Origin of the sequence: Noviherbaspirillum pedocola (assembly GCF_016632335.1) — a bacterium.
In the GTDB taxonomy this organism is placed as follows: Bacteria; Pseudomonadota; Gammaproteobacteria; order Burkholderiales; family Burkholderiaceae_D; genus Noviherbaspirillum_A; species Noviherbaspirillum_A pedocola.
Map to the genome: position 1 here is coordinate 15,205 of NZ_JAEPBG010000027.1, position 22,861 is coordinate 38,065.

The 22,861-nt window shown below is 61.6% G+C and carries 22 protein-coding genes and 1 tRNA gene; 18 read left to right on the forward strand and 5 right to left on the reverse strand.

Annotated features, from left to right (window positions below):
* Window positions 1–30: 30 nt before the first annotated feature.
* From JJB74_RS29645 to JJB74_RS29655, 3 genes are all read left to right on the forward strand, one after another.
* On the forward strand, window positions 31–1,389 hold the full coding sequence (locus JJB74_RS29645) for an acyclic terpene utilization AtuA family protein (protein WP_200598167.1): 1,359 nt from the start codon (window positions 31–33) through the stop codon (window positions 1,387–1,389).
* Window positions 1,376–1,690 carry an AtuA-related protein gene (locus tag JJB74_RS29650; protein ID WP_200598168.1) on the forward strand — a complete coding sequence of 105 codons (315 nt, stop codon included), beginning with the start codon at window positions 1,376–1,378 and terminating at the stop codon, window positions 1,688–1,690. The genes JJB74_RS29645 and JJB74_RS29650 overlap by 14 nt, the downstream gene beginning before the upstream one ends.
* Window positions 1,691–1,805: 115 nt before the next feature.
* Window positions 1,806–3,947 carry an alpha/beta hydrolase domain-containing protein gene (locus JJB74_RS29655; RefSeq protein WP_200598169.1) on the forward strand — a complete coding sequence of 714 codons (2,142 nt, stop codon included), beginning with the start codon at window positions 1,806–1,808 and terminating at the stop codon, window positions 3,945–3,947.
* Window positions 3,948–4,031: 84 nt separating this feature from the next.
* Here the strand turns inward: JJB74_RS29655 and JJB74_RS29660 are convergent.
* A tRNA-Val gene (locus tag JJB74_RS29660) sits at window positions 4,032–4,110 on the reverse strand.
* A gap of 126 nt (window positions 4,111–4,236) precedes the next feature.
* A complete protein-coding gene (locus JJB74_RS29665; protein WP_200598170.1) occupies window positions 4,237–4,878 on the reverse strand; it encodes an acetyltransferase in 642 nt (213 codons plus the stop codon).
* A gap of 539 nt (window positions 4,879–5,417) precedes the next feature.
* Here JJB74_RS29665 and JJB74_RS29670 point away from each other — a divergent pair.
* The 4 genes from JJB74_RS29670 (at window position 5,418) to JJB74_RS29685 (ending at window position 9,198) form a co-directional block, all read left to right on the forward strand.
* A complete protein-coding gene (locus tag JJB74_RS29670; RefSeq protein WP_200598171.1) occupies window positions 5,418–5,801 on the forward strand; it encodes a hypothetical protein in 384 nt (127 codons plus the stop codon).
* 363 nt (window positions 5,802–6,164) lie between these two features.
* Window positions 6,165–6,770, forward strand: coding sequence for an ASCH domain-containing protein (locus JJB74_RS29675; RefSeq protein WP_200598172.1), 606 nt, complete (start codon window positions 6,165–6,167; stop codon window positions 6,768–6,770).
* 324 nt (window positions 6,771–7,094) lie between these two features.
* On the forward strand, window positions 7,095–8,192 hold the full coding sequence (locus JJB74_RS29680; protein ID WP_200598173.1) for a Vgb family protein: 1,098 nt from the start codon (window positions 7,095–7,097) through the stop codon (window positions 8,190–8,192).
* 187 nt (window positions 8,193–8,379) lie between these two features.
* Window positions 8,380–9,198: an alpha/beta hydrolase gene (locus JJB74_RS29685; protein ID WP_200598174.1), complete on the forward strand. Its 819-nt coding sequence runs from the start codon at window positions 8,380–8,382 to the stop codon at window positions 9,196–9,198.
* 48 nt (window positions 9,199–9,246) lie between these two features.
* Here the strand turns inward: JJB74_RS29685 and JJB74_RS29690 are convergent, their stop codons facing one another.
* The 3 genes from JJB74_RS29690 to JJB74_RS29700 form a co-directional block, all read right to left on the reverse strand.
* Window positions 9,247–9,645, reverse strand: a complete 399-nt coding sequence (locus JJB74_RS29690; RefSeq protein WP_200598175.1) for a RidA family protein — start codon at window positions 9,643–9,645, stop codon at window positions 9,247–9,249.
* A gap of 49 nt (window positions 9,646–9,694) precedes the next feature.
* Window positions 9,695–10,162: an Lrp/AsnC family transcriptional regulator gene (locus tag JJB74_RS29695; RefSeq protein ID WP_200598176.1), complete on the reverse strand. Its 468-nt coding sequence runs from the start codon at window positions 10,160–10,162 to the stop codon at window positions 9,695–9,697.
* A gap of 459 nt (window positions 10,163–10,621) precedes the next feature.
* A complete protein-coding gene (locus tag JJB74_RS29700) occupies window positions 10,622–10,933 on the reverse strand; it encodes a hypothetical protein (protein ID WP_200598177.1) in 312 nt (103 codons plus the stop codon).
* A 789-nt stretch (window positions 10,934–11,722) separates the two neighbouring features.
* On the opposite strand from JJB74_RS29700, the gene urtA reads away from it, so the two are divergent.
* The 11 genes from urtA (at window position 11,723) to JJB74_RS29755 (ending at window position 22,804) form a co-directional block, all read left to right on the forward strand.
* Window positions 11,723–12,916, forward strand: a complete 1,194-nt coding sequence (urtA, locus tag JJB74_RS29705) for an urea ABC transporter substrate-binding protein (protein WP_200598178.1) — start codon at window positions 11,723–11,725, stop codon at window positions 12,914–12,916.
* 71 nt (window positions 12,917–12,987) lie between these two features.
* The gene (urtB, locus tag JJB74_RS29710; protein ID WP_200598179.1) at window positions 12,988–13,890 is read left to right on the forward strand and encodes an urea ABC transporter permease subunit UrtB; all 903 of its coding nucleotides are present in this window, start codon (window positions 12,988–12,990) and stop codon (window positions 13,888–13,890) included.
* A gap of 1 nt (window position 13,891) precedes the next feature.
* Window positions 13,892–14,926 (forward strand): urea ABC transporter permease subunit UrtC, encoded by a 1,035-nt coding sequence (gene urtC / locus JJB74_RS29715; protein WP_200598180.1) that lies wholly within the window; start codon window positions 13,892–13,894, stop codon window positions 14,924–14,926.
* An 8-nt stretch (window positions 14,927–14,934) separates the two neighbouring features.
* Entirely contained in the window at window positions 14,935–15,738 is an 804-nt protein-coding gene (gene urtD / locus JJB74_RS29720; protein ID WP_234484971.1) for an urea ABC transporter ATP-binding protein UrtD, read from the forward strand.
* A gap of 11 nt (window positions 15,739–15,749) precedes the next feature.
* Entirely contained in the window at window positions 15,750–16,439 is a 690-nt protein-coding gene (gene urtE / locus JJB74_RS29725; RefSeq protein ID WP_200598181.1) for an urea ABC transporter ATP-binding subunit UrtE, read from the forward strand.
* Between the two features lie 32 nt (window positions 16,440–16,471).
* Complete coding sequence (locus tag JJB74_RS29730) at window positions 16,472–17,509, forward strand: aliphatic amidase (RefSeq protein WP_200598182.1); 1,038 nt, start codon at window positions 16,472–16,474, stop codon at window positions 17,507–17,509.
* Window positions 17,510–17,558: 49 nt separating this feature from the next.
* Window positions 17,559–18,368 (forward strand): CbbQ/NirQ/NorQ/GpvN family protein, encoded by an 810-nt coding sequence (locus tag JJB74_RS29735; RefSeq protein WP_200598183.1) that lies wholly within the window; start codon window positions 17,559–17,561, stop codon window positions 18,366–18,368.
* A gap of 9 nt (window positions 18,369–18,377) precedes the next feature.
* Window positions 18,378–20,402: a nitric oxide reductase activation protein NorD gene (locus JJB74_RS29740; RefSeq protein WP_200598184.1), complete on the forward strand. Its 2,025-nt coding sequence runs from the start codon at window positions 18,378–18,380 to the stop codon at window positions 20,400–20,402.
* A gap of 91 nt (window positions 20,403–20,493) precedes the next feature.
* The gene (locus JJB74_RS29745) at window positions 20,494–21,651 is read left to right on the forward strand and encodes a transporter substrate-binding domain-containing protein (RefSeq protein WP_200598185.1); all 1,158 of its coding nucleotides are present in this window, start codon (window positions 20,494–20,496) and stop codon (window positions 21,649–21,651) included.
* Window positions 21,648–22,289 carry an ANTAR domain-containing response regulator gene (locus JJB74_RS29750; protein ID WP_200598186.1) on the forward strand — a complete coding sequence of 214 codons (642 nt, stop codon included), beginning with the start codon at window positions 21,648–21,650 and terminating at the stop codon, window positions 22,287–22,289. The genes JJB74_RS29745 and JJB74_RS29750 overlap by 4 nt, the downstream gene beginning before the upstream one ends.
* A 296-nt stretch (window positions 22,290–22,585) precedes the next feature.
* Window positions 22,586–22,804, forward strand: coding sequence for a hypothetical protein (locus JJB74_RS29755; RefSeq protein WP_200598187.1), 219 nt, complete (start codon window positions 22,586–22,588; stop codon window positions 22,802–22,804).
* Window positions 22,805–22,861 lie beyond the last annotated feature (57 nt).

The window sequence follows — 22,861 nt, forward strand, 5'->3', positions numbered from 1 at the left end:
GCGCATGCGCCCGACCGAAAGGGAATACCCATGAAAACCATACGCATCGGCGGCGGCGCCGGTTATTCCGGCGACCGCATCGAGCCCGCCGTCGAGCTGGCCGAACGCGGCGACATCGATTACCTCGTTTTCGAATGCCTGGCCGAACGCACCATCGCAATCGCACAGCAGGCCCGAATGCGCGATCCTTCGGCCGGCTTCGATCCGCTGCTCGCCGCACGGATGCGGGCGGTGCTGCCGCTGTGCGCGAAGAACCGCATCCGCATCCTGACCAACATGGGCGCGGCCAATCCGCTGGCCGCGGCAAGGACCACGCGCGATATCGCCCGTGAACTCGGCCTGCCAGCGCTGAAGATTGCCGCCATCAGCGGCGACGATGTGCTGGAGATGCTCGTCGCCGGCGACTACCGCATCGAAGACAATGGCGCGCCGGTGGCGTCGCTCGGCGAACGCATCGTCTCCGCCAATGCCTATCTCGGCGCCGAGCCGCTGGCGCAGGCGCTTGCCGCGGGCGCGGATGTGGTCATCACCGGCAGGGTGGCGGACCCGGCGCTGGTGCTGGCGCCGCTGCTGCATGAATTCGGCTGGGCCCTTGATGACTGGGACCGGCTCGGCCAGGGCACCGTGGTCGGCCATCTGCTGGAATGCGCCGGACAGATCACCGGCGGCTACTACGCCGATCCGGGCCGCAAGGATGTGCCGGGCCTGGCGCGCCTGGGTTTCCCGATCGCTGAAGTGTCGGCCGATGGCAGCGCCGTCATCACCAAGGTCGCCGGTTCCGGCGGCATGGTGACCGCTGCGACCTGCACCGAACAGCTGCTGTACGAGATCCATGATCCGGCTTGCTACGTCACGCCGGACGTGGTGGCCGACTTCTCCGGCGTGCAGATTGTCGAGGAAAGCCCGGACCGGGTACGCATCTCGGGCGCGCGTGGCAGGCAAAGGCCGCCGACGCTGAAGGTGTCGATCGGCTACATCGACAGCCATATCGGCGAAGGCCAGATTTCCTATGCCGGTCCCGGCGCGGCCGCACGCGGACAACTCGCCATCGACATCGTCGAAGAACGCCTGCGCATCATCGGCGCGCGGTACAGCGAACTGCGCTGCGACCTGATCGGCATGAACGCGATCGCCGGCGGCATGGCAACGAGCAATGCCGCATGCGAACCAGGCGAGGTGCGGGTGCGCATCGCCGCCCGCACCGAGACCTTGCAGGACGCGGCCGTGATCGGCAACGAGGTCGAGGCGCTGTACACCTGCGGCCCGGCCGGCGGTGGCGGCGCAACCAAATCGGCGCGCCAGGTGGTGGCGGTGCTGTCGGCACTGCTGCCGCGCGAACTGGCGCAGCCGCAGATCCATTTCGAGGAGTCGCAAGATGAAGCTGCATGAGATTGCCCATTCCCGCGCCGGCGACAAGGGCGACATCTCGAACCTGTCCCTGATCGCCTATGACCGCCGGCACTATGCGCTGCTGGAGCGCCATGTCACCGCCGAGCGGGTGCGCGCGCATTTCGCCGGCATCGTGCACGGCGAAGTCACGCGTCATGCGCTGCCACAGCTGGGCGCGCTGAACTTCGTGATGCGCCAGGCGCTGGGCGGCGGCGTCACACGCTCGCTGGCGCTGGATGCGCATGGCAAATGCTTCAGCGCCCTGCTGCTGGCCATGGAGATACCGGATACGCCGGACTGAAACGCGCGTCTGCCGGCAACGGCACCTGACAAACCGCAAGCCCGAAGGCACGGCGCCGCGCGCGCCGCGGGGAAGTTTTTGCCTCAACAAAGAGACCACCTGCAAGGAGGAGACCATGACCATCCGTACCACCACCCTGTCCGCGCTGCTGGCCGCCGCAGCGCTTGCCGCCTGCAACTCCGGCGACGACCAAGCCACCGCATCGGGCAACGATGCATCAACTTCGGCGCCGCGTCAGACGCTTGCCATCACGGCACGCACCGACTTCACGCCCGGCACCAGCTATGGCGCGGCGGGCGCCTATGAACAACTCACCGGCACCATCAGCGGCGAAGTCGATCCCAAGGATCCGAAGAACGCCATCATCCAGGACGTGGCGCTGGCGCCGGTCAATGCGCGCGGCATGGTCGAGTACAAGGCCGACTTCGTCATGCTCAAGCCCAAGGACATGAGCAAAGCCGGCGGCGTACTGCGCTACGACGCGCCCAACCGCGGCAACATCCTGACCATGGTCAACCCGACCACGACGCCGAGCGACGCGGTGTACCTGGAGCGCGGCTATGTGCTGCTGTACTCGGCCTGGCAGGGCGATGTGCCCAAGAGCAGCGCGCAGCGGCTCACGGTATCGGTGCCGATGGCCAAGAACCGCGATGGTTCATCGATCACGGGTCCGTATCGCGCGGAACTGGTGCCGAGCACTGCGACACCGGTGATGACGCTACCGGGCGGCGTATTCAACGGCACGATGATGCCGTATGCGCCGGTAAGCCTGGACAACACCCAGCCCGGCTATGCGCTCACGCGCCGGGTCAATGAAACCGATCCGCGCGAGACCATCCCCGCCACCGACTGGAAGTTCGCCAACTGCGACACCGCGTCCAATGCCTTTCCGGGCACGCCCGACCCGGCGAAGGTCTGTCTGAAAGGCGGCTTCGATCCGAAATATCTGTACGAGCTGGTGTATGTCGCCAAGGACCCGCTGGTGATGGGCGTGGGCCTGGCCGCGCTGCGCGACACGGTGAGCTTTTTCCGCAACAAGGCGGCCGATGCGCAGGGAACGCCGAATCCCGTGGCCGGCGGCATCGTCAACACCATCGGCCAGGGCACGTCGCAATCGGGCAATGCGATGAAGACCTTCCTGCATCTCGGCTTCAATCAGGCGCTGGACGGCGGCAAGGTCTTCGACGGGATCTATGCGCATGTGGCCGCGCGCCAGACCAATGTAAATACCCGCTTTGCGGTGCCGGGCGGCGGCGGCGGACTGCGCACCGACCACACCGCCTTCGGCCAGACCGCGCCGCGCGGACTGGACAAGGACTATGTCGACGACCTTACCGGCCGTAAGGGCGGGGTGATGACCCGCTGCGCCGCCAGCAATACCTGTCCAAAGTTCTTCCTCGGCCTGTCCGGCACCGAGTTCTGGCAATTGCAGGGTTCGCCCGCGCTGACCGATGCCTATGGCCTGCGCGACCTGGCGCAGCCCGACAACGTGCGCATCTACTACTACGCCGGCACCCAGCACGGCGGCAACGGCGGCGTGTCCTCGATCGTCTACAGCCCGAGCACTGATGTCTATCCGCGCGGCACGGTCGCACATCACACCGACACCTTCCGCGCGCTGTTCATCGACTTGGAAGATTGGGTGACGAAGAACATCGCCCCGCCCGCGAGCCAGGTGCCGAGCATTGCCAATGGCACGCTGGTGCGTCCGGAAGACCTGAAGTTTCCGGCAATGCGCGGCCTGACCTGGGCAGTCAACGGCACGCAGACCGCGATTCCGGACTTCACTTACCTGGCCCGCTACAACAACTTCCCGCTGCTCGACTTCGGCCCGCAGTACATTCCGCAGGATGAATCCGGCATCGCGACGCAACTGCCGCCGGCCAACACCGGCAAGACCTACGCGATCATGGTGCCGAAGGTTGATGCCGCGACCGGCCTGCCGATGGCGGGCATCCATGCCGTGGAAGTGCAGGCGCCGCTGGGCACCAGCATCGAGTTCAACTATGTGGCCACGCCCGGCATCATCGACACCTCCAACCTGACCGGCTCCTACATCCCCTTCCACCGCACCGAAGCAGCGCGCCTGGCCGCCGGCGACGCCCGGCCATCGCTGGAATCGATGTACGGTACCCAGGCCGGCTATGTCACCGCGGTGACGAAGGCGGCGAATGGCCTGGTGGCGCAGCGTTTCCTGTTGCAGCGGGATGCGGACCGTCTGATTCAGCAGGCATCGGCGGCGGCGGTTCTGCCCTGAGCCAGAGCACCGACCGGCGAGGCGTCGCGGCAGCGCGCCTTGCCGGTCGGGGAACCTCATGCGGCCCTATCCCGCAAGACTGAATGGGGGGAGTTGGATTCGAACCAACGAATAACCCCGGACCTGTAACGCCCAGGTGCCTTTACCGCTTGGCCACCCCCCCATCACTCCCTGGCTCATTAGCCATTTGCGCTCTCCGATGCAGCCCGCATGTCGATGCCTGCTCCCTTGCCGCAGGAAGCAGCGCTTGCTTCCGCTCTTCCAGGCGGACCGCGCATTCAGCCCGCCCTCAATGCGCCACCTTGTGCCGCGCACGTAATTCCGAGAGCGATTGCGCAGGATTCCCGACCACGGTGCTATGCGGTTCGACATTCTTTTTCACGACCGCGCCGGCCCCCACCGTGGCCCACGCGCCGACATGGACCTTGGGCAGCACCGTGCTGCTCAAGGCCATGAACACGCCTTCCGCAATCGACGCCCCGCCTGCGAGATGTGCCACGGCAATGTGCGCGTAATCGCCTACGCGACAGTGATGATCGACACTCGCCTTGGTGTTCAGGATTACATGCGAACCGATACGGGCTCCGGGCTGAACGATGACGCCGGCGCATATTAGCGTTCCGGGGCCAATCTCCGTTTCGGGATGTACCCAGGAAAACGGATGCATGACGGTTGCCCATTCGATATCCAGTTCCTGGGCGATTCTCTTCCGTGCATCATTGGCGCCGATGCCGATGATGGCGTGCGAGCAACGTGAGGACGATATTTCGCTGATTGGTCCAATGACGGGAATGCCCGCGACAACGCTGCCCCAAATCGATGGAACGTCGGCATAAAAACCCGCAACCGAATCGCCCGCGGCAAGGATTACGCTTGCCACGACTTCTCCATGTCCGCCTGCTCCAATAATTGCAATATTCCGCTTGCTCATCTGGTTTTCTCCGTTCCGCGTTCGAGAAGACGTCCACTGAAATCAGCATTTCGAAAGATATTTCTGTCTTTTGTGCCCGACGTTGTCCGTTTTGAATCCCATGTCGTGTTGAATTCGCTGGGCGGGCATTAGCGGAGTGAAGCATCCATATCGAAATGCGTTTTTCCTCGAATATGGGCATTCGATCTCGCTAATGAACGCATGCCAACCGCAACGCAGGGACGATGAGGATGTCCATCGCGAGTATGAAAAAGCTGTTTCTTTGCTAGCTAATTTATTTAAACAGAGAAGTTCAGTGAATCGACATTGCAATACGGTTTGGCCTGCATCAATCCCTCCGACATAAACGTTACTCACACAGTGATGCGCCAAAAAATTTAGGGGTAAGTTTCCATGTAGATCAACCGTAGCGTGCTCAGTCTCAATGCATGAAACCTCCGCACTTTCGGTGTTACGCGTTTTGAAAACGAAAAGAATATCGATACATCCAGGCCAAATGCCGCACCAGCTTCGAAACACCATTTTTCTGAAACTTTTCAGTGAAGAACGCAAAAAGCGATGGTTCGTATGCATCCGATTCCGAGAACGCAAGCGAAACACTACGTGCGCGAATTCGATTTCACCTGCACCAGAATTTCGACATCCAACACATTGCGAAGGCAGCAGATAATTGTCGACATGTTTCTGCTGGTTGGATTACCCCGTTTGCTCAGCATGCGGTGCAGGCTCTTGCTGCTGATACCGGAGCGTCGACCCAATTCCTCGAATCCAATCGTCAGATTGACCAAATCCCGGAAAAGCATGCGGGAGGACGTTTCATCAACTTCATCCTTGCACCGATAATGCAGATCCAACGCGCGCTTGAATACGGCAATCGGATCGAATGGATCAAAGATTTGAGAATCGGTCTGTATTTTGCATGACGCATGCGATTCAAGCTTGTCAGGCACCACGATCCCGCCTCTGCTGAAAAACGAATTCAAGGCTTCCAATCCTTTGGAATCTGCCTTTTACCGGATACATGAATGGCTTAGGGAGGCTCGTTCACTCCTTCTATAAAGCAGAAATGGCCGACCGTACAACCGCTCGATGCTTTTATCATTGCGTTGTTTGGCATCGCTCAAATTAAATGCGCCGTGCGGCGACTGCAAGAAAACCCTAGGCGTGCAACAAACGGTGAACGCAGCTCGCATGAAATCCACCGAAAATCTTCTAACGCGGCAAGAATCAGTGTTCGCCGCTCCTGAATGACCATAGCGGCCGCCGCCTGCCACGAAAACCATCCCATGAATGAAAAATCAATACTCTTCAGCGCCCCCATGATCCGCGCGCTGCTGGCCGGAACCAAGACGCAGACCCGCCGCATCATCAAGCCGCAGCCCGATCGCCCCGGGGCATCGTTGCAAACCACGATCCGCGGCGCCAACCCGGCCACGCCGATCGCGGCTCTTCCGGCAGGCAAGTCGCCCTACGGTCTTGCCAATGACCGACTCTGGGCCAAGGAAAGCTTCAGCGGCCCGAACATCCGCGAAACCCTGCCGCCGCGCCTTTGGCAACCGGAGGATCCGATCTGGTACTGGGCCGACGGCAAGCCGCCGTCCGGCGCATGGACGCGGCCGCGCTCGCCGCTGTTCATGCCGCGCCGGGCCAGCCGCATCCTGCTGCAGGTCATCGATGTGCGCAGCGAACGGCTGCAGGATTGCAGCCCCTCGGATGCGATGGCCGAAGGGCTGCTGCGCACAGCGGACGGATTTCGCGGCGCGCCGGACTTGCCGCCGTTCGCATCGCCACTGGCTGCCTACCGCTCGCTGTGGGAACGGATCAACGGCACCGGCAGTTGGGCGACGAATCCCTGGGTGTGGGTAGTCAGTTTTCGCATCGTGCCTCGTTGAACGCGCATTGCCGCCGGCTGGCCATGCCCGACTTATCAGCTCCTGAGGCTTGCTTCAGCGCAGGTAGCCTTGCGGATGAAACCAGTCAATGACTGCGCAGAGCCGGTAGTCCGCCGCCACACGCAGCAGGGAACGCACACCGTCGAACGCGCGGCACTTCGCAGTGCTGTTCGTTGCATGCGCGTTTTGAGTGCGGACTGAAGTAGCGCAAACCGCATCGCGCCGATTGGCATTCAATGAAATTCCCTGGTTGATTTCGCCACAGCTTCCGGCATGCCGGCATCGCTTGCCTGCATGCGGCGCTGGCGATCATGGAGGAAGATCATGCATAGCCTGAACCCTGCGCTGCGCCGGCTCCTGCGCGGCGCGCTCCTGCTGGTCGCGCTTGGCGCCGCCGGCATCTCCCCCGCTCTTGCCGATCTGCTGGTCGGCGGCAATGGCGAAACCGTCTATCGCTATGACGATCGCACCGGCGCGTTTCTCGGCATCCTCGTGCCCAACGGAAGCGGCGGCCTCAACGACTTGCAGGGCATGACGGTCGGCCCGGACCATCTGCTGTACATGACCAGCTTCAATACCCTTCAGGTGCTGCGCTTCGACGGCAGCACGACCTCGGTATTCATCGCCGCCAACAACAGTGGAGTCGGCAGCATCAGCAGGCCGGACGATGTGAAGTTCGGCCCGGACGGCAATGTCTATGTCGCGGACTGGGACAAGAACCGCATCGTCCGATTCGATGGCGCAACCGGCGCCTTCATTGACGTGTTCGCTTCCGGCAACGGCTTGCAGCAGCCCAACCGCATCGCCTTCGGTCCGAACGGCGACCTGTACGTGGGCAATGCCTGGACCACGGACGTACTGCGCTTTCATGGCGACACCGGGCAGCCGTACCCGTCTGCGGGCCACAGCGGCGCGATCTTCGTGCCGGGCGTGTTCGGGCCCTACAACGTCGAACTCGATGTGTCGTCAAGGGGCATCCTGGCCGTCACCCAGGGCGCAACGAATGGGCTGCGCTTCTACGATGCGCAAACTGGCGAGCTGCTCGGCGTTCCGGATCCGAATCTGACCAATGTCAGCGACATGCGCTTCGGGCCGGATGGCGACCTGTATGTAGCGGTGTATGCGCGCGCCGCGGTACTGCGCTACGACGGCGCCACCGGCGCTGCGCTCGGCGACTTCGTCAGCGCCGGCAGCGGCGGCTTGAACCGCGCGCAGAGCATGACTTTCACCTGCCCCCGGTTTGATCATCACGGACGCGGTCATGGACATGGACGAGGCCATGGACGTGGATACGGCCAGGGTAATGGCTATGTCCACGGCGCCAGACATTGCCCGCCGGTCGGGAATGCGGATGACGCCGATGACGCGGATGACGACGCGCCGGGCGGCAAGCATGGCGGCCTGATGCGGCTGCCGTTCTGAAGCGGCGATCGGGGAGAAGCGCGCCGGGAAAGGGCAAGACGCCCGGCCCACGGGGATGGCGCGCAAGCCGGTGCCGTGCTTCGGCTTGCGCGCCGCCGCGACTTGACAGCATCACCGGATTCCGGCGATAAGCCTTGGCTGACCTTCCGCCGCCGCATGCAGGCGGCCTACACGAGCCCGGGCAAACATGAACCCCATCTATCGCGACATGGACCAGGCATCGCTCGATGCCGCATACAACAACGGCCGCGCGGTCGCCGATACCCCAGCCATCCTCGCCGACTTCCGACAGCGCAGCGATGCGCTGCGCGCAGCCTTTCCCGCGCACCTCGATCTGGCCTATGGCCCGGGGCCGCGCAATCGCATCGATTACTTCGCGGCCTCGCGGCCCGGGCCGGTGCTGATCTTCATTCATGGCGGCTACTGGCAGATGCAGGCGAAGGAAGTGTTCAGCTTCCTGGCCGCAGGGCCGCTGGCCCACGGCATCCATGTCGCGATGCCGGGCTATACGCTCGCGCCCGACGCGACGCTGGCGCAGATCGTGGACGAGGTCCGCGCCGCGATCGCCTGTATCCGGGATCAGGCTCCGGCACTGGGCGGCGATGCGCAACGCATGGTGGTATCAGGCTGGTCGGCCGGCGGGCATCTGACCGCGATGAGCATGGATGAGCCCGGCATCGTCGGCGGCCTGTCCATCAGCGGCGTATTCGATCTCGAGCCGATACGGCTGTCCTACATCAATGACAAGCTAGGCCTGTCGGATGCGGACGCGGCGGCATTGAGCCCGATGCGGCTGGCACCGAGCGCGCATCCGATGGTGCTGGCCTACGGCCTGGACGAGCTGCCGGAGTTGCAGCGGCAATCCGAGGACTATGCGGCGCTGCGCGCCGGCCTGCCCGGCCGGATCGCGCCGATCGCGGGAGCCAATCACTTCACCATCCTGGAAGAACTGGCACGCGCGGATGGGCAGCTCACGAACGCGTTGCGCTGGCTGCTGCAAGGATGATGCGCATGCGGGATCTGGGCATGGATGCCTGCGTACGGCAGGCGCCGTTCAGCCGCTGACCGCGGTCACCTCGACTTCCACCAGATAACGCGCGTCGGCCAGGCGCGCCACGCCCAGCAGCGTCGACGCCGGCGGCGCATCGCCGAAGAAGCCGTACAGGAGTTCGCGTCCTTGCGTCATGAAGCGGTCCATGTCGGTCGTGTAGATATGGATGCGGACAATATGCTCCGGGCCTGCTCCCACCGCGTCCAGCGCCAGGCGCACGTTGTGCATCACCTGCCTTACCTGCGCCGCCATGTCGTCCTCGCCGACGAGCTGGCGATTGCGGTCCAGTGGCACCATGCCGGCGATATGCCATTGCGTGCCGGCTTCCGAGCGGACGATCTGGCTGTAGACATCTCCGGCGGCGCGATACAAGGTGTCCGGATTCAGGCGCTGGTGCGGCATGACTGCTCCTGGCAAGCGATAAGGGGTAAGCGAGTATAGCGGCGCGTCGCTAAGGCGTGACTGAATGCACCCGCTTCAGGCAGCGCAGGGTGAAGGTCGAGCGGCTGTGGCGTATGCCCGGGATCTTGTACAGCTTCTGCCGCAGGAAGCGCTCATAGCCGTCGGTTCCCGACACGGCGACCTTGATCAGATAGTCGTATTCGCCGGTGAGCAGATACGCTTCCATCACTTCCGGCAATTCCGCCAGCGCATCGCCGAAGCGCTGGAAGATTTCGTCGTCATGCCGCTCCAAAGTGACTTCGATGATGACGGTTTCCGGCAGTCCCAGCGCGCGCTGGTCGAGCAGGGCCGCGTACTGGGTGATGAAACCGGCGTCTTCCAGTGCTTTCACCCGATGCCAGCAAGGCGTCGCCGACAGATTCACCGTCTCGGCCAGTTTCTGGTTGCTGATGCGACCGTCGCGGCTCAGGGTCCGCAGGATCTTGCGGTCGATGTCGTCCAGTTCGTTTCCTTTCATGGCAAGCTTGCCCCCCAAGATTGCATGCAGAACAAATATCTGCAAACCAACTGGATTCTAGATGGATATTCCGTAAAACGCGGAAAAATTCCGATAAAGAGAAGCATATTTCGGCTAGAGCACAGTAAGATTCTCCCGTGCTCACAAGGCACGAACAGGCGTGCATCGGACCGCTCTTTCCTACCCGGGATCAGTGGAGATGCACGGACCTGCAGACCTCGGCAGGCTTATTCATGCAGCGGCAGGATGGAGCATCGTGCGGAAAAGCGGTGAATCATCCTGCAGCTCACAACCTCGCCCGTTTCTGTGTGCATGCCTGAAGAGGCAGCGGGAATTGCGCGCGCAGATGGGAGACGCGTCCGGTCATTATTGAGAACGCTTTTGCGCCAGGCGAGCTGGCAAGGCGGGCACGAAAAAAGGCCCACATGCGTGGGCCTTTCTGTTCATGAAGCGGAGGATTTACTTCTGTGCGGCGTCGGCATCCGCCTTCTTCATGTCCTTCTCGGCCGAAGCAATCTTCTTCTCGGCCTTGGCATGTGCCTTTGCATGGGTCTTCTGGGCCTTTGCATCCGCCTTGGCATCGGTAGCCGTCTCTTCCGCCTTTGCCTTGACGACCTTCTCGTCGGCCTTGGCGTCCGCCTTGTCAGCCTTCGCATCAGCCTTCACTTCAGCCTTCGTGGCCGGCGCAGTGGTCGTGGTGGTGGCCGGCGCTTGAGCAAAGGCGGCGCCTGCAAACACGGTGGCAATCAAAGCAGCGATCAGTTTGTTCATAAGGTCCTCATCTCAAGTGGTTTAGCAGTTGTGCCTGCCCATGCATAGTGCCCAAGGCGATGAGGTGGATGAGCAACGAATTGTAATGGTCCGTAACGCGATGCATCAGCGCCGCATACAGCGGACACGAGCGTATCGGCTCGAAGGGCTGCCGACAAACACGCAAATCCGCGCGCCGGCCCTGCGCGCCAGACATGCCGACCGGCCGCCTCCTGGGTATCAATTGGTAGCACTTTCGCTTCGAGGTTCCGGTGGCAGACAACCAGGCTGTTCCCGACCAGGGGAAATTCCAGCCAGACATGGAAACATGCGCTCCATTGAGAATCGATGTACCTGCCGTGAATCGCAGGAGGACCGCAACTGCAGTAGGGCGAAAAAACACCAGACCCTCAACCCGTCTTTAATATCGAAGGCATTATCCGAAACACCGCGCAAAAGCCACTCGCATTGATATGAAATGTTTTTGTATCTCAATTGATTACCCGAAGAAACGAGCCACTGAATAAGCGATCCGCCAGGCAATTATCTATACGTGAAAAATTTTAAATCCATCGCTTGACATGCTTGGGGAAAAATGGATACTCTCGATTCATTGGATTAATACACTCGTATCAGCCGCCAACAAAGTCGGCCGGGATACAAGGCAAAAAAGCCCTGAACAGACGTTATTGCGTCTTTTCGGGGCTTTTTTTGTCCGCAAATTTAGCGCTTTTGGGGAGCGTTAAAGAAGCATGATTGTGTTCCATCCCAATTGCCGTGTTGATTACTCGAACAATGAGGAGACATCCAATGAATAAGATTAATCGCCGCAAATTTCTTCAATCCAGCGCCACAATTCTTGCCGCCGGCGCTATTCCCGGATTTGCTCTCTCGCCCAAATCCGCTTTCGCTGCGGAAGGCGATACCGTCAAGCTCGGTTTGCTGCATTCGCTGACCGGAACGATCGCGCTTGCCGAGGCTTCACTCGTCGATGCCGAGAAGCTCGCCATCGATGAAATCAATGCCGCCGGCGGCGTAATGGGTAAAAAAATCGAGCCCATCATTGAAGATGGCGCCAGCGATTGGCCGACTTTCGCAGAAAAAACCAAGAAATTGCTGGAAAGGGACAAAGTTGCCGCGATCATCGGCTGCTATACCTCGGCTTCCCGCAAGGCGATTCTGCCGGTGCTGCACCAGGGGCATGGGCTGCTGTATTACCCGACTTATTACGAAGGCCTGGAACAGGATAAATCCGTTATTTACACTTCGCAGGAAGCGACACAATCGGTAATTGCCGCCATTGAATGGATGGCAAAACAGAACGGCAAAACGTTTTATCTTGTCGGATCCGATTATATTTATCCGCGCACCTGCAACAAGATTGCCAAGCCCACCATAGCCCGCCTTGGCGGAAAACTGGTCGGCGAGGAATACGCGCCGCTGGGCCATACCGAATTTTCTTCGATTATCAACAAGATCAGGGCCGCCAAACCGGACTGGGTTTATTCCACGGTCGTCGGCGGCAGCAACGTCGCTTTTTACAAGCAATTAAAGGCAGCCGGACTCGGCGGCGATAAACAGAATCTTTTGTCGACTGTCGTTTCCGAAAATGAGATCGATGGTATTGGCAAGGATAATGCCGTCGGCTATTACGCCTGCATGGGGTATTTCGAAAGCCTGAAAAACCCGCAAAACGAGAAATTCGTAAAAGCACTGAAGGCGAAATACGGGCAGAACCGCGTCGTCGGCGATCCCATGGAGTGCGCCTACAATTCGGTCTACCTCTGGAAGCTTGCCGTCGAAAAGGCGAAATCCTTTGACGTGGACAAGGTCATCGCGGCATCCCCGGGCATCAGTTTCGATGCGCCCGAGGGGACGATCCAGCTCGAACAGAATCATCATGTCGCGAAGAAGGTGCGTGTCGGCCGCGCACGCAGCGATGGCCAGTTCGACATCGTCTACGAATCTCCTGTCATGCAGCCGAATCCATTCCCGAAGCTTTAAGACGGGCGTGATCGCAGGCCGGGGCCGCATTCAGGCCCCGATCCGACTTCCATTTCATGGCAGGGGCCCCTATGTCCTTTTCCACGATATTGATTCAGTTATTCAACGGGCTCAGCCTGTTTACCGTGCTGCTGCTCATGGCGCTCGGCCTGGCCATCGTGTTTGGCTTGATGGGCGTCATTAATATGGCGCACGGCGAATTAATGGCGCTCGGCGCCTATATCACCTATCTCACCGCGCAGTTCTTCTCGCGCTATCTGCCATCGCTGATGGGGATCTATCTGTTCGTCGGCATTTTTCTCGCCTTTGCGGTGACATTCGCTTTCGGCTACCTGCTGGAGCGCGGCTTTATCCGCTGGTTTTACAACCGCCCGCTCGACACGCTCCTCGCCACCTGGGGCCTGAGCCTCATCCTTCAGCAAACCTATCGCTCGATTTTCGGCGCCCAGGAAGTCTCGGTGCCGCTGACATCCTGGTTGAGCGGCGCCTGGGCAATTACGCCGGACATTGAACTGCCGCTGAATCGCCTCTTCATCATCGGGCTGACGATCGTCGTCGCTTTCGGCGTCTACCTGGTGCTGTACAAGACACGGCTCGGCCTGCGCGCCCGCGCCGTCACGCAGAACCGCGCCATGAGTTCGGCGGTCGGCATCGACACGAACCGGGTCGACGCGCTGACCTTCGCGCTCGGTTCGGGCCTTGCCGGCATTGCCGGCGCAGTCTTCACGATGATCGGCTCGACCAATCCCGGCACCGGCCAGGCCTATATCGTCGATTCCTTCATCGTCGTCGTGTTCGGCGGCGTCGCCAGCCTGTTCGGCACGGTTTCCTCGAGCTTCCTCATCGCGCAGTCGCAAAGCACGCTCGAGTATTTGATGAGCGGCTCCATGGCCAAGGTATGCATCCTGCTGTTCGTCATCGCGGTGCTGTATTTCCGGCCCAACGGGCTCTTTTCGTCGAAAGTCAGGAGCTGACATGCGCACCCTGGAAAAAAGGGCCGAGCCCATCGCGCACCTGAGCATCGCGGCGCTGTTGCTGCTGGTGCTGCCGGCCACGCTCAATCCCTTCTGGCTCTCGGCCGTGGGCAAGTACCTCTCCTTCGCCTTCGTGGCGATCGGCATCGTGCTGGCATGGGGATACTGCGGCATTCTGAGCCTGGGCCAGGGCATCTTCTTCGGACTGGGCGGCTACATGATGGCAATGTTCCTGAAGCTCGAAGCCTCGGGAACGGAGCTGCCGGACTTCATGAGCTGGAGCAGCGTGGAAAAGCTGCCCGCATGGTGGGAGCCGTTCCACCACTTCAGCTTCACGGTGGCTGCGATTCTCGTGGTTCCTGCGCTGGTTGCCTTTCCGTTCGCCTATCTCGTCTTCAAGAAACGTGTCAGCGGCGTGTACTTCGCCATCGTGACGATCTCGCTGGCCCTGGCGATGACGGTGATGATCGTCGGCCAGCAGGGCGAGACCGGCGGCGCGAACGGCATTACCGATTTCAGCACCCTGCTCGGCATGGAGATCACCAGCGAGGCCAGCAAACGCTATGTGTACTTCGTTGAAGTCGCCTTGCTGATCGTGGCCATGGCGCTCAGCGCCGCGCTTTTGCATACCCGCTTCGGGAAGATCATGATCGCGGTGCGCGATCGGGAAGATCGTGTTCGCTTCTCCGGATATGACACCGCCATGATCAAGGCATTCGTCTTCACGATTGCCGCGATTCTCTCTTCCGTCGGCGGCGCGCTGTTCACCTTGCAGGTCGGCTTGATCACGCCGACGCTGGTCGGCTCGGTGGCTTCGGTAGAAATGGTGATCTATGCCGCGCTGGGCGGCCGGCTCTCGGTGCCGGGCGCTGTGATGGGCGCGCTCGTCGTCGGCTTCCTGAAGTCCTATCTTTCGGAGCAGTTTCCGGAAAGCTGGCTGTTCTTCCTGGGAGCGATGTTCATCATCGTCGTCGCTGTGATGCCGAATGGATTGGCAGGCGCGTTGCAGCGGCTGTTGCGAGTGAAGGCCTTATGAGGATGAGCATGCCCACCATGACCACTGTTCCGGCCGGCAGCGCCGCCAATGGAGCGCTTGACGTTCTTGCGGATACCGCAACGCAGGTGCTCGCCGTTGAAAACCTGACCGTTTCCTTCGACGGTTTCAAGGCGGTCGATGACCTGAGCATGCAGATCGCGGAAAAGGAACTGCGCGTCGTCATCGGGCCGAATGGCGCGGGCAAGACCACGCTGCTCGACATGATCTGCGGCAAGACCAGGCCGACCTCCGGCAGCATCCGCTTCCGCGATATCGAACTCACCGGCCTGCCTGAATTCCAGATCGTGCGCCGCGGCGTGGGCCGAAAATTCCAGAACCCGTCGATCTACGAAGACCTGACGGTGGCGGAAAACCTCGAGATTTCGATACCGCAGGCGCATGGCATCTGGGCCTCGGTCTTCTTCAAGCGCACGGCGCAGGTGAAGGAACGCATCTGCAGCGTAGCCGAGCAGATCATGCTCGCCGCGCATCTGAAGACCAAGGCCGGCACGCTATCGCATGGTCAGAAGCAATGGCTCGAGATCGGCATGCTGCTGGTGCAGGAGCCGGAACTGCTGCTTCTCGATGAACCGGTGGCCGGCATGTCGCCGCGCGAGCGCGAGCAGACGGCCGAGCTGCTGAAGTCGATCGCGCTCGGCAAGTCGCTCGTCGTGATCGAGCACGACATGGACTTCGTCAAGTGGATCGCCAATCGCGTCACGGTCCTGCACCAGGGGAAGCTGCTCTCGGAAGGAACCATCGATGAAGTGCAGGCCGATCCACGCGTCATCGAAGTGTATCTCGGTCATTGAGGAGAACTGCCTTGCTGAGCATTTCCGATATCGATGTCTGCTATGGCGAGAGCCAGGTCATCCATCATGTTTCCCTCGACCTGCCCGACGGCTCGGCGACCGCCGTCGTCGGCCGCAACGGCATGGGCAAAAGCACCCTTCTGAAATCCCTCATCGGCATGGTGCCGACCCGTGCCGGCCACATCAGCCTGGACGGCCGCAACATCGCGGGACTGCCAAGCTACAAGCGGGTGCAGGCGGGGCTGGCCTTCGTGCCGCAGGGCCGCATGATCTTTTCGCAGCTGACGGTGGAGGAAAACATCCTCACCGGGCTGGAAACCGGTCGCTACCCCGGCATCCCGGATTTCATCTACCACTTCTTCCCGGTGCTGCGGGAAATGAAGAGCAGAAAGGGCGGCAACCTGTCGGGCGGCCAGCAGCAGCAGCTGGCCATTGCACGGGCGCTCGTATCCAAGCCCAAGGTGCTGATCCTCGACGAACCCACGGAGGGGATACAGCCTTCCATCATCAAGGAAATCGCGCGCTCGCTGAATGCACTGCGCGCCGAGCTGGGAATCGCCATCCTGGTCTCGGAGCAGGTGCTCAGCTTCGCGCTGGAAGTCGCCGACCGCGTCGCAGTCATCGATCGCGGCCGGATTGTGCGTTGTGACGACAAGGGCAGTCTGGACCTGGAAGCAGTTCGGTCTTATCTCACGGTGTGAGCAAAGGCCATCTTTTACCTGAGGAGAAAGCAATGAGACATGGAGACATCTCGAGCAGCAAGGATTGCGTGGGCGTGGCGGTGGTGAACTACAAGATGCCGAGCCTGCACACCAAAGCGGAAGTCCTTGCCAATGCGCGCAACATCGCCAACATGGTGGTCGGCATGAAGCGCGGCCTGCCGGGCATGGACCTGGTGATCTTTCCCGAGTATTCGACGCACGGCATCATGTACGACTCCAAGGAGATGTACGACACCGCCGCCGCGATTCCCGGAGAGGAAACCGAGATCTTTGCCGAGGCCTGCCGCAAGGCCAACGTCTGGGGCGTGTTCTCGCTGACCGGCGAGCGCCACGAAGAGCATCCGAAGAAGGCGCCGTACAACACCCTGATCCTGATGAACAACAAGGGCGAGATCGTGCAGAAGTACCGCAAGATCATGCCCTGGGTGCCGATCGAGGGCTGGTATCCGGGCGACTGCACCTATGTTTCCGAAGGCCCGAAGGGCATGAAGATGAGCCTGATCATCTGCGATGACGGCAACTATCCGGAAATCTGGCGCGACTGCGCCATGCGCGGCGCCGAGCTGGTCATCCGCTGCCAGGGCTACATGTACCCCGGCAAGGAGCAGACGATCCTCGTCTCCAAGGCCATGGCATGGATGAACAACGTCTATGTGGCAGTGGCCAACGCGGCCGGCTTCGACGGCGTGTATTCCTACTTCGGCCATTCGGCCATCATCGGCTTCGACGGGCGCACGCTGGGCGAATGCGGCGAAGAGGAAATGGGCATCCAGTATGCCGAGCTGTCGACATCGATGATTCGCGATGCGCGCAAGAACATGCAGTCGCAGAATCACTTGTACAAGCTGCTGCATCGCGGCTATACCGGGAAGATCAATTCCGGCGAGGATCCGAACGGTGTGTCCACCTGCCCATACCAGTTCTATGGCAAGTGGATCAGCGATCCTGAAGGCACGCGCAAGATGGTCGAGGCGATGACACGCTCCACGCCGGGCACCGAGGAAGCGCCGATCGAGGGCATTCCCAACGAGTCGTCCGCGCATCGCTGATCGCAATACGGGGGCTGCGTGATGCAGCTCCCGGAACATGGAGCCGCGAATGAACGAACAGATCCGGGGCTATCTCGTCGAAGCGAAGCCCTATTACAAGCCGGTGGCAAACGAAGTCGAGCTGTTCCGCGCCGCCTATGGCCGGCGCATGCCGATGATCCTGAAGGGGCCCACGGGATGCGGCAAGACGCGCTTCATGGAATTCATGGCGTGGAGCCTGAACAAGCCGCTGATCACGCTGGCCTGCAACGAAGACATGACTGCGTCCGACCTGGTGGGACGCTATCTGCTCGACGCCGACGGCACCCGCTGGCACGATGGCCCGCTCACCGTGGCGGCGCGCCATGGCGGCATCTGCTATCTCGATGAAGTCGTGGAAGCCCGCCAGGACACCACCGTCATCATCCATCCGCTCACTGATGACCGTCGCATTCTTCCGCTCGACAAGCGCGGCGAGCTGGTCCATGCCCATCCCGATTTCCAGCTCGTGGTTTCCTACAATCCGGGATACCAGAGCGCGACCAAGGACCTGAAGCAATCGACCAAGCAGCGTTTCGGCGCCATCGAATTCCATTACCCCAAGCAGGCAGAGGAAACCGCGATCGTCGCGCATGAAAGCGGCGTCGGTGACGACATTGCCGCCAAGCTCGTTGGTATCGCGCACCGGTCGCGCGGGCTGCGCGGCCGTGGGCTGGAGGAAGGCATCTCCACCCGCATGCTGATCCATGCCGGGCTGCTGATCGCCGACGGGATAAAACCGCGTGAAGCCTGCGCGCTTGCCATGGCAAAGCCGATCACGGATGACGAAGACATGACACAGGCGCTGAACGGGTTCATCGAAGCCTATTTCGGACCCTAGGAAGCGGCCATGGATGCCAATTCGGCCGTGCGCGAAAGAATGGACGATCGCCTCGAGGCAATCAGGGCGCGGGATGCCACGGCGTACGAGGCGCTGACTGCGGCGCTTCCCGGCATTGCGCGCGCCGCCGGCGGCGCCGTCATGCTCGAGCCGGTGCTTGCGCTCTGCGCGGACATCGTCGCGCAGGACGGCGGTCAGCTCGCCGCGCTTGCGCCGCGCCTGGAATACCTGCTCGACCGCCTGGATACGCCGGCGCTGCACCGCTGGGTGCTTACAGGATTGCGCCTGTATCCGAATCATCCGGCGCTGCTGAGCCGGTACTGGGATCTGTCCGACCCGGCGGCAGCGCGCAGCCTCGAGCTCGAAGCCGAAGGGGTATCGCTGGCGCGCCGGCGCAATGCGCTGCAATACGTGCTTGCCGGCTTTGGCATGCCGAATCTCGACATCAAGCCATGCAGGCAGGATGCGCTGAACGCGCTTGCGCGGCGCAGCGCGATCAGTGATGGCGTGCTGCTGCTTCCCGAGCATTACCTGGCGATCGATGGCGCGGCCTGTGGCGACATTTACCTGGCGGCGGTGACCCACGCGCTGGCGCATCTGCGCTTCTCGCCGCGCCACCAGCCTGCCGGCCGGCGCAAGCCCATGCACCTGGCCATACTTGGACTGATAGAAGATGCCCGGGTCGAACGCCTGATGTGCCGGGACTATCCGGGCCTGCATGCGCTCTGGGGCAATTTCCATACCGCTTCCGGCGAGCGCAACGAGCTCGATATCGCTTCCCTCACCGCTCGCCTGGCACGCGCGATACACGACGCTTCCTACAGCGATCCGAACCACTGGGTCAACAAGGGCCGGGACCTCTTCGAGCAATGCGCATCGGACCTGGAACGGCTCGATGCGTTCAACGAGGTCGCGAGCATCCTGGCCAATGACCTCGGGCAGATGCGGGTGCGCTTCGTGCCGGAGCAGTACCGGACAACCCCGGCGTACCGCGACGACAACACGCTGTTGTGGGAATTTGATACGGACAGCCAGCAGACGCCGCCGGACGAGGCATTGGCGCGCGAGTCGGTGCAATGGATACCGCGCGAGCAGGAGGCTGCCGATGTCCCGAAGATATCGCCGGTGCTCTCGACCGAGCGCGAAGTGCTGCGCTATCCCGAATGGGATTGCCGGATCTCGCAACTGCGCCCTGACTGGGCCACGATCATTGATGCGCCGGCGCCCTCCTGGCCCGGCAACATGGACCAGCGACCCGCCGCCCCGCCCGGCCTGCCACGGCGCGCAGTCACGCCGCGGGCGCGCCTGCTGGACCGGGCGCTGCGCATGCGGCGCCAGCATGAGGGCGAGGAGCTCGATCTCGATGCCGCGATCGAAAGCCGTGTCAGCATGCGCGGCCGGATGACGCCGGATCCGCGCATATTCCAGCGGCCCGGAAAGCGGCGCAGAACCCTCGCGATCCTGCTCCTGCTCGACCTGTCGGAATCGACCAATGACCGTATCGCCGGCAGCTTCACCTCGGTGCTGGATCTGGAGAAGCAGGCGGCGCGGCTGCTTGCCGAATCGGCTGATCCGCATGCCGCGCGCATTGCCATCCATGGCTTCGCATCCAACGGCCGCAATGAAGTGAGGTACACCCACATCAAGGAATTCGACGTGCCGTTCGGCGACGCGCAGTCGCGCTATCTGGCACGGCAGCAGGGCAGCCTGTCGACCCGGATGGGCGCCGCGCTTCGTCATGCGCAGGCCTGCCTGGCGCGCGAAACCGCTGAAAAGAAGGTGCTGATGGTGCTGACCGACGGCGAGCCCTCGGATATCGATGTCGTCGACCGGGAGTACCTGATCGAGGATGCGAGGCATGCCATAGACGCGTTGTCGCTCAGAGGCATCGATGCATTCTGTCTCACGCTGGATCGGCGCGCGGACCGCTATGTGCGGAGAATATTCGGTGACTGGAACTTCCTGATCATCGACAATGCCGTGTCGCTGCCGCATCAGCTTGCGCGCTCGGTCGAACGCATCATCGGCCGTTGAGCGCTTGCGATGAAAACCATACAATCCGGTCAGGTTCCGCAACAGCTGCTCCTACCGGCTCATTGCGTAGCGGTGGAAAAGGAATGCCAGAATGCAAAAGCGTGATCCCATCAAGGTAGGAATCCTGTATTCATGGACCGGCGTCACTTCGCAGATCGAATCCTCGCAGCGTCTCGGCACGCTCCTGGCGATCGAGGAGATCAACGGCGCGGGCGGCATCAATGGCAGGGAGATCGTTCCGGTCATGTACGATCCGCAGTCCAGTCCACCCAAGTACCGCGAACTCGCGGAACGTCTTGTCTCCATCGACGGCGTCAAGGTCATCTTCGGCTGCTACATGTCGAGCACGCGCAAGGCGGTCATACCGGTGGTCGAGAAGCGCAACTGTCTATTGTTCTACGCGACGCTGTATGAAGGTTTCGAGTACTCGAACAATCTGATCTACACCGGCGCCGCTCCCAATCAGAACAGCGTGCAGCTGGCCGAATTCATGACATCGACTTTCGGTCCACGCGTGTATCTGGTCGGGTCCGACTACATCTATCCCTATGAATCCAATCGGATCATGACCGACCTGGTGATGCAGCATGAAGGGGGCGAGATACTCGGGAAGAGCTATGTGCCGCTCAACGCCGGTGAGAAGGACTTCGCGCGCATCGTCGAGGACATCCGGGTCAAGCAACCGGATTTCATCTTCTCGACCGTGGTCGGCAACGCGACCAAGCATTTCTACCGCGCCTATGCGGAAGCCGGACTCGATCCGGGCAAGCTTCCGATCGGCAGCCTGACGACCTGCGAAGTCGAGGTCGCGCAGATGGGAGCCGATATCGCCAACGGGCACTACACCTCGTCGCCGTACTTCCAATCCATCGATTCCGCGGTCAACCGGGCTTGCGTGGAAAAATTCCAGCGCCGCTTCAATGGCGAGGCCATGCCGAACGCATGCTGGGAAGCCGCTTATTTCCAGGTGCATCTGTTCGCCGACGCGATGCGGCAAGCCGAAACCGATGATCTCGATGCGCTGATGCCGCGCCTGCTCGGCGCCGAGTTTCAGGCGCCGCAGGGCCTGGTCAGGATAGAGCCTTCGAATCACCACACCATGCTTTACCCACGGATCGGCCGGGCAAATCTGCAGGGGCAGTTCACGATCGTGCGGGAATCTCAACGCCCGGTGGTGCCCGACCCTTATCTCGTTTCCCACTCGCTGGGTGACTGGACTGTTGCGCTGAGTACGCTGGAGGCGGAATGAACCGGGATCGATTCCAGGCCAAGCTCGTCAATCCGCCCTATCGCGCCATCCCGCAGATCATGAAGGATCTGCGCACGCTGCAAGTGTGCATCTTTCATCCTCGCGACGAAGATGGCGAAAGTCTCACGAAACAGATAGAGCGCATCGGTTGCAAGGTCCACGCCTTCTGGCCGCCGCCATGTGAACTGCCGCCCGGGACAGACCTGGTATTCATGGCCGTGAACCCCGACATGATCAACCATAATTTCGAGTGGTCCCGGGGAGATGAAGCGCCGGCGGTGATCGCGGTGGTGACTTACGAGAATCCGACGATCATCGAGGCGGTGTTGCGCATGGGCGCGAAAGGCGTCATCGCTTCCCCGATCCGTTCCTTCGGCATTCTGAGCGCCCTGGTATTGGTACGGGAAGTCGCCAACGACATCAGGAAGCTGCGCCGCCGGGTGAACCGCCTCGAGGAAAAGATCGGCGGCATGCGCGTTCTCAACGAGGCGCAGGAAATCCTGTGCCGGCAGCGTGGCATCTCCAAGGACGAGGCGTACCGCGTGATCCGCGATCAGGCGATGAGCAAGCGGGTGACTGCCGAATCCATTGCGGCAGCGATCATCCAGGCCAATGACGTCCTCTCATTCAAGTCCTGATGCTCTACAGAATTCTGGCGATGAACCGCTCGCCTGCATGAGCGCATGACCGGGCACGCGCGTCAAGCTTCGGGAAGATCAGCGGTACCCTGCCTGCTCGCGCGCCGGCATTGCCATTCCCCGATCCGGACGTGCGCCACTGAGCACAAGTCGCTCGACGCTGCCCGCGCGTCCAAGCCCAGCCGCAGCAACGCCGGCAACTGCCCCGGACGCGACGCGAGCGACAACAGCAGCGGCGCATCGATGCCGGCCAGCAGGCCTCGCGTAGCGCGGGGCAGGCACACGCCGATGCGGACATGCGCGCTGCGTTGGTTTTGCGTGCGTGGGAAGAAAGCCGGCACATGGAAGTGCTCGCGGGCATGGTGCGCGCCTTCGGCATTGCGCTGGCGCCGGAAACGCCCTACCCGCTGCCGCGGCTGGTGCGGCTGGTGCGGCTGGTGCGGCTGGTGCGGCTGGTGCTGCGATTGCTGTATGGGCTGCGCGGATTGCGGAGGATGGTGGGGGCGTGGGCGTGATGGATGCGTGTGCAGTGCGTTGCGGTGCGAAGAATTGGTCCGTAGGGTGGGCGCAGC

Bases quoted from the DNA above. Each gene is read 5' to 3' on its own strand.
- JJB74_RS29645 (WP_200598167.1), top strand. From the start codon at position 31: ATGAAAACCATACGCATCGGCGGCGGCGCCGGTTATTCCGGCGACCGC.
- JJB74_RS29740 (WP_200598184.1), top strand. From the start codon at position 18,378: ATGGATGCCAATTCGGCCGTGCGCGAAAGAATGGACGATCGCCTCGAG.
- JJB74_RS29680 (WP_200598173.1), top strand. From the start codon at position 7,095: ATGCATAGCCTGAACCCTGCGCTGCGCCGGCTCCTGCGCGGCGCGCTC.
- JJB74_RS29675 (WP_200598172.1), top strand. From the start codon at position 6,165: ATGAATGAAAAATCAATACTCTTCAGCGCCCCCATGATCCGCGCGCTG.
- JJB74_RS29755 (WP_200598187.1), top strand. From the start codon at position 22,586: ATGCGCGCTGCGTTGGTTTTGCGTGCGTGGGAAGAAAGCCGGCACATG.
- JJB74_RS29655 (WP_200598169.1), top strand. From the start codon at position 1,806: ATGACCATCCGTACCACCACCCTGTCCGCGCTGCTGGCCGCCGCAGCG.
- JJB74_RS29650 (WP_200598168.1), top strand. From the start codon at position 1,376: ATGAAGCTGCATGAGATTGCCCATTCCCGCGCCGGCGACAAGGGCGAC.
- JJB74_RS29665 (WP_200598170.1), bottom strand. From the start codon at position 4,878: ATGAGCAAGCGGAATATTGCAATTATTGGAGCAGGCGGACATGGAGAA.
- JJB74_RS29730 (WP_200598182.1), top strand. From the start codon at position 16,472: ATGAGACATGGAGACATCTCGAGCAGCAAGGATTGCGTGGGCGTGGCG.
- JJB74_RS29685 (WP_200598174.1), top strand. From the start codon at position 8,380: ATGAACCCCATCTATCGCGACATGGACCAGGCATCGCTCGATGCCGCA.
- urtA (WP_200598178.1), top strand. From the start codon at position 11,723: ATGAATAAGATTAATCGCCGCAAATTTCTTCAATCCAGCGCCACAATT.
- urtC (WP_200598180.1), top strand. From the start codon at position 13,892: ATGCGCACCCTGGAAAAAAGGGCCGAGCCCATCGCGCACCTGAGCATC.
- JJB74_RS29700 (WP_200598177.1), bottom strand. From the start codon at position 10,933: ATGAACAAACTGATCGCTGCTTTGATTGCCACCGTGTTTGCAGGCGCC.
- JJB74_RS29735 (WP_200598183.1), top strand. From the start codon at position 17,559: ATGAACGAACAGATCCGGGGCTATCTCGTCGAAGCGAAGCCCTATTAC.
- urtB (WP_200598179.1), top strand. From the start codon at position 12,988: ATGTCCTTTTCCACGATATTGATTCAGTTATTCAACGGGCTCAGCCTG.
- JJB74_RS29745 (WP_200598185.1), top strand. From the start codon at position 20,494: ATGCAAAAGCGTGATCCCATCAAGGTAGGAATCCTGTATTCATGGACC.
- JJB74_RS29690 (WP_200598175.1), bottom strand. From the start codon at position 9,645: ATGCCGCACCAGCGCCTGAATCCGGACACCTTGTATCGCGCCGCCGGA.
- JJB74_RS29750 (WP_200598186.1), top strand. From the start codon at position 21,648: ATGAACCGGGATCGATTCCAGGCCAAGCTCGTCAATCCGCCCTATCGC.
- JJB74_RS29695 (WP_200598176.1), bottom strand. From the start codon at position 10,162: ATGAAAGGAAACGAACTGGACGACATCGACCGCAAGATCCTGCGGACC.
- urtD (WP_234484971.1), top strand. From the start codon at position 14,935: ATGCCCACCATGACCACTGTTCCGGCCGGCAGCGCCGCCAATGGAGCG.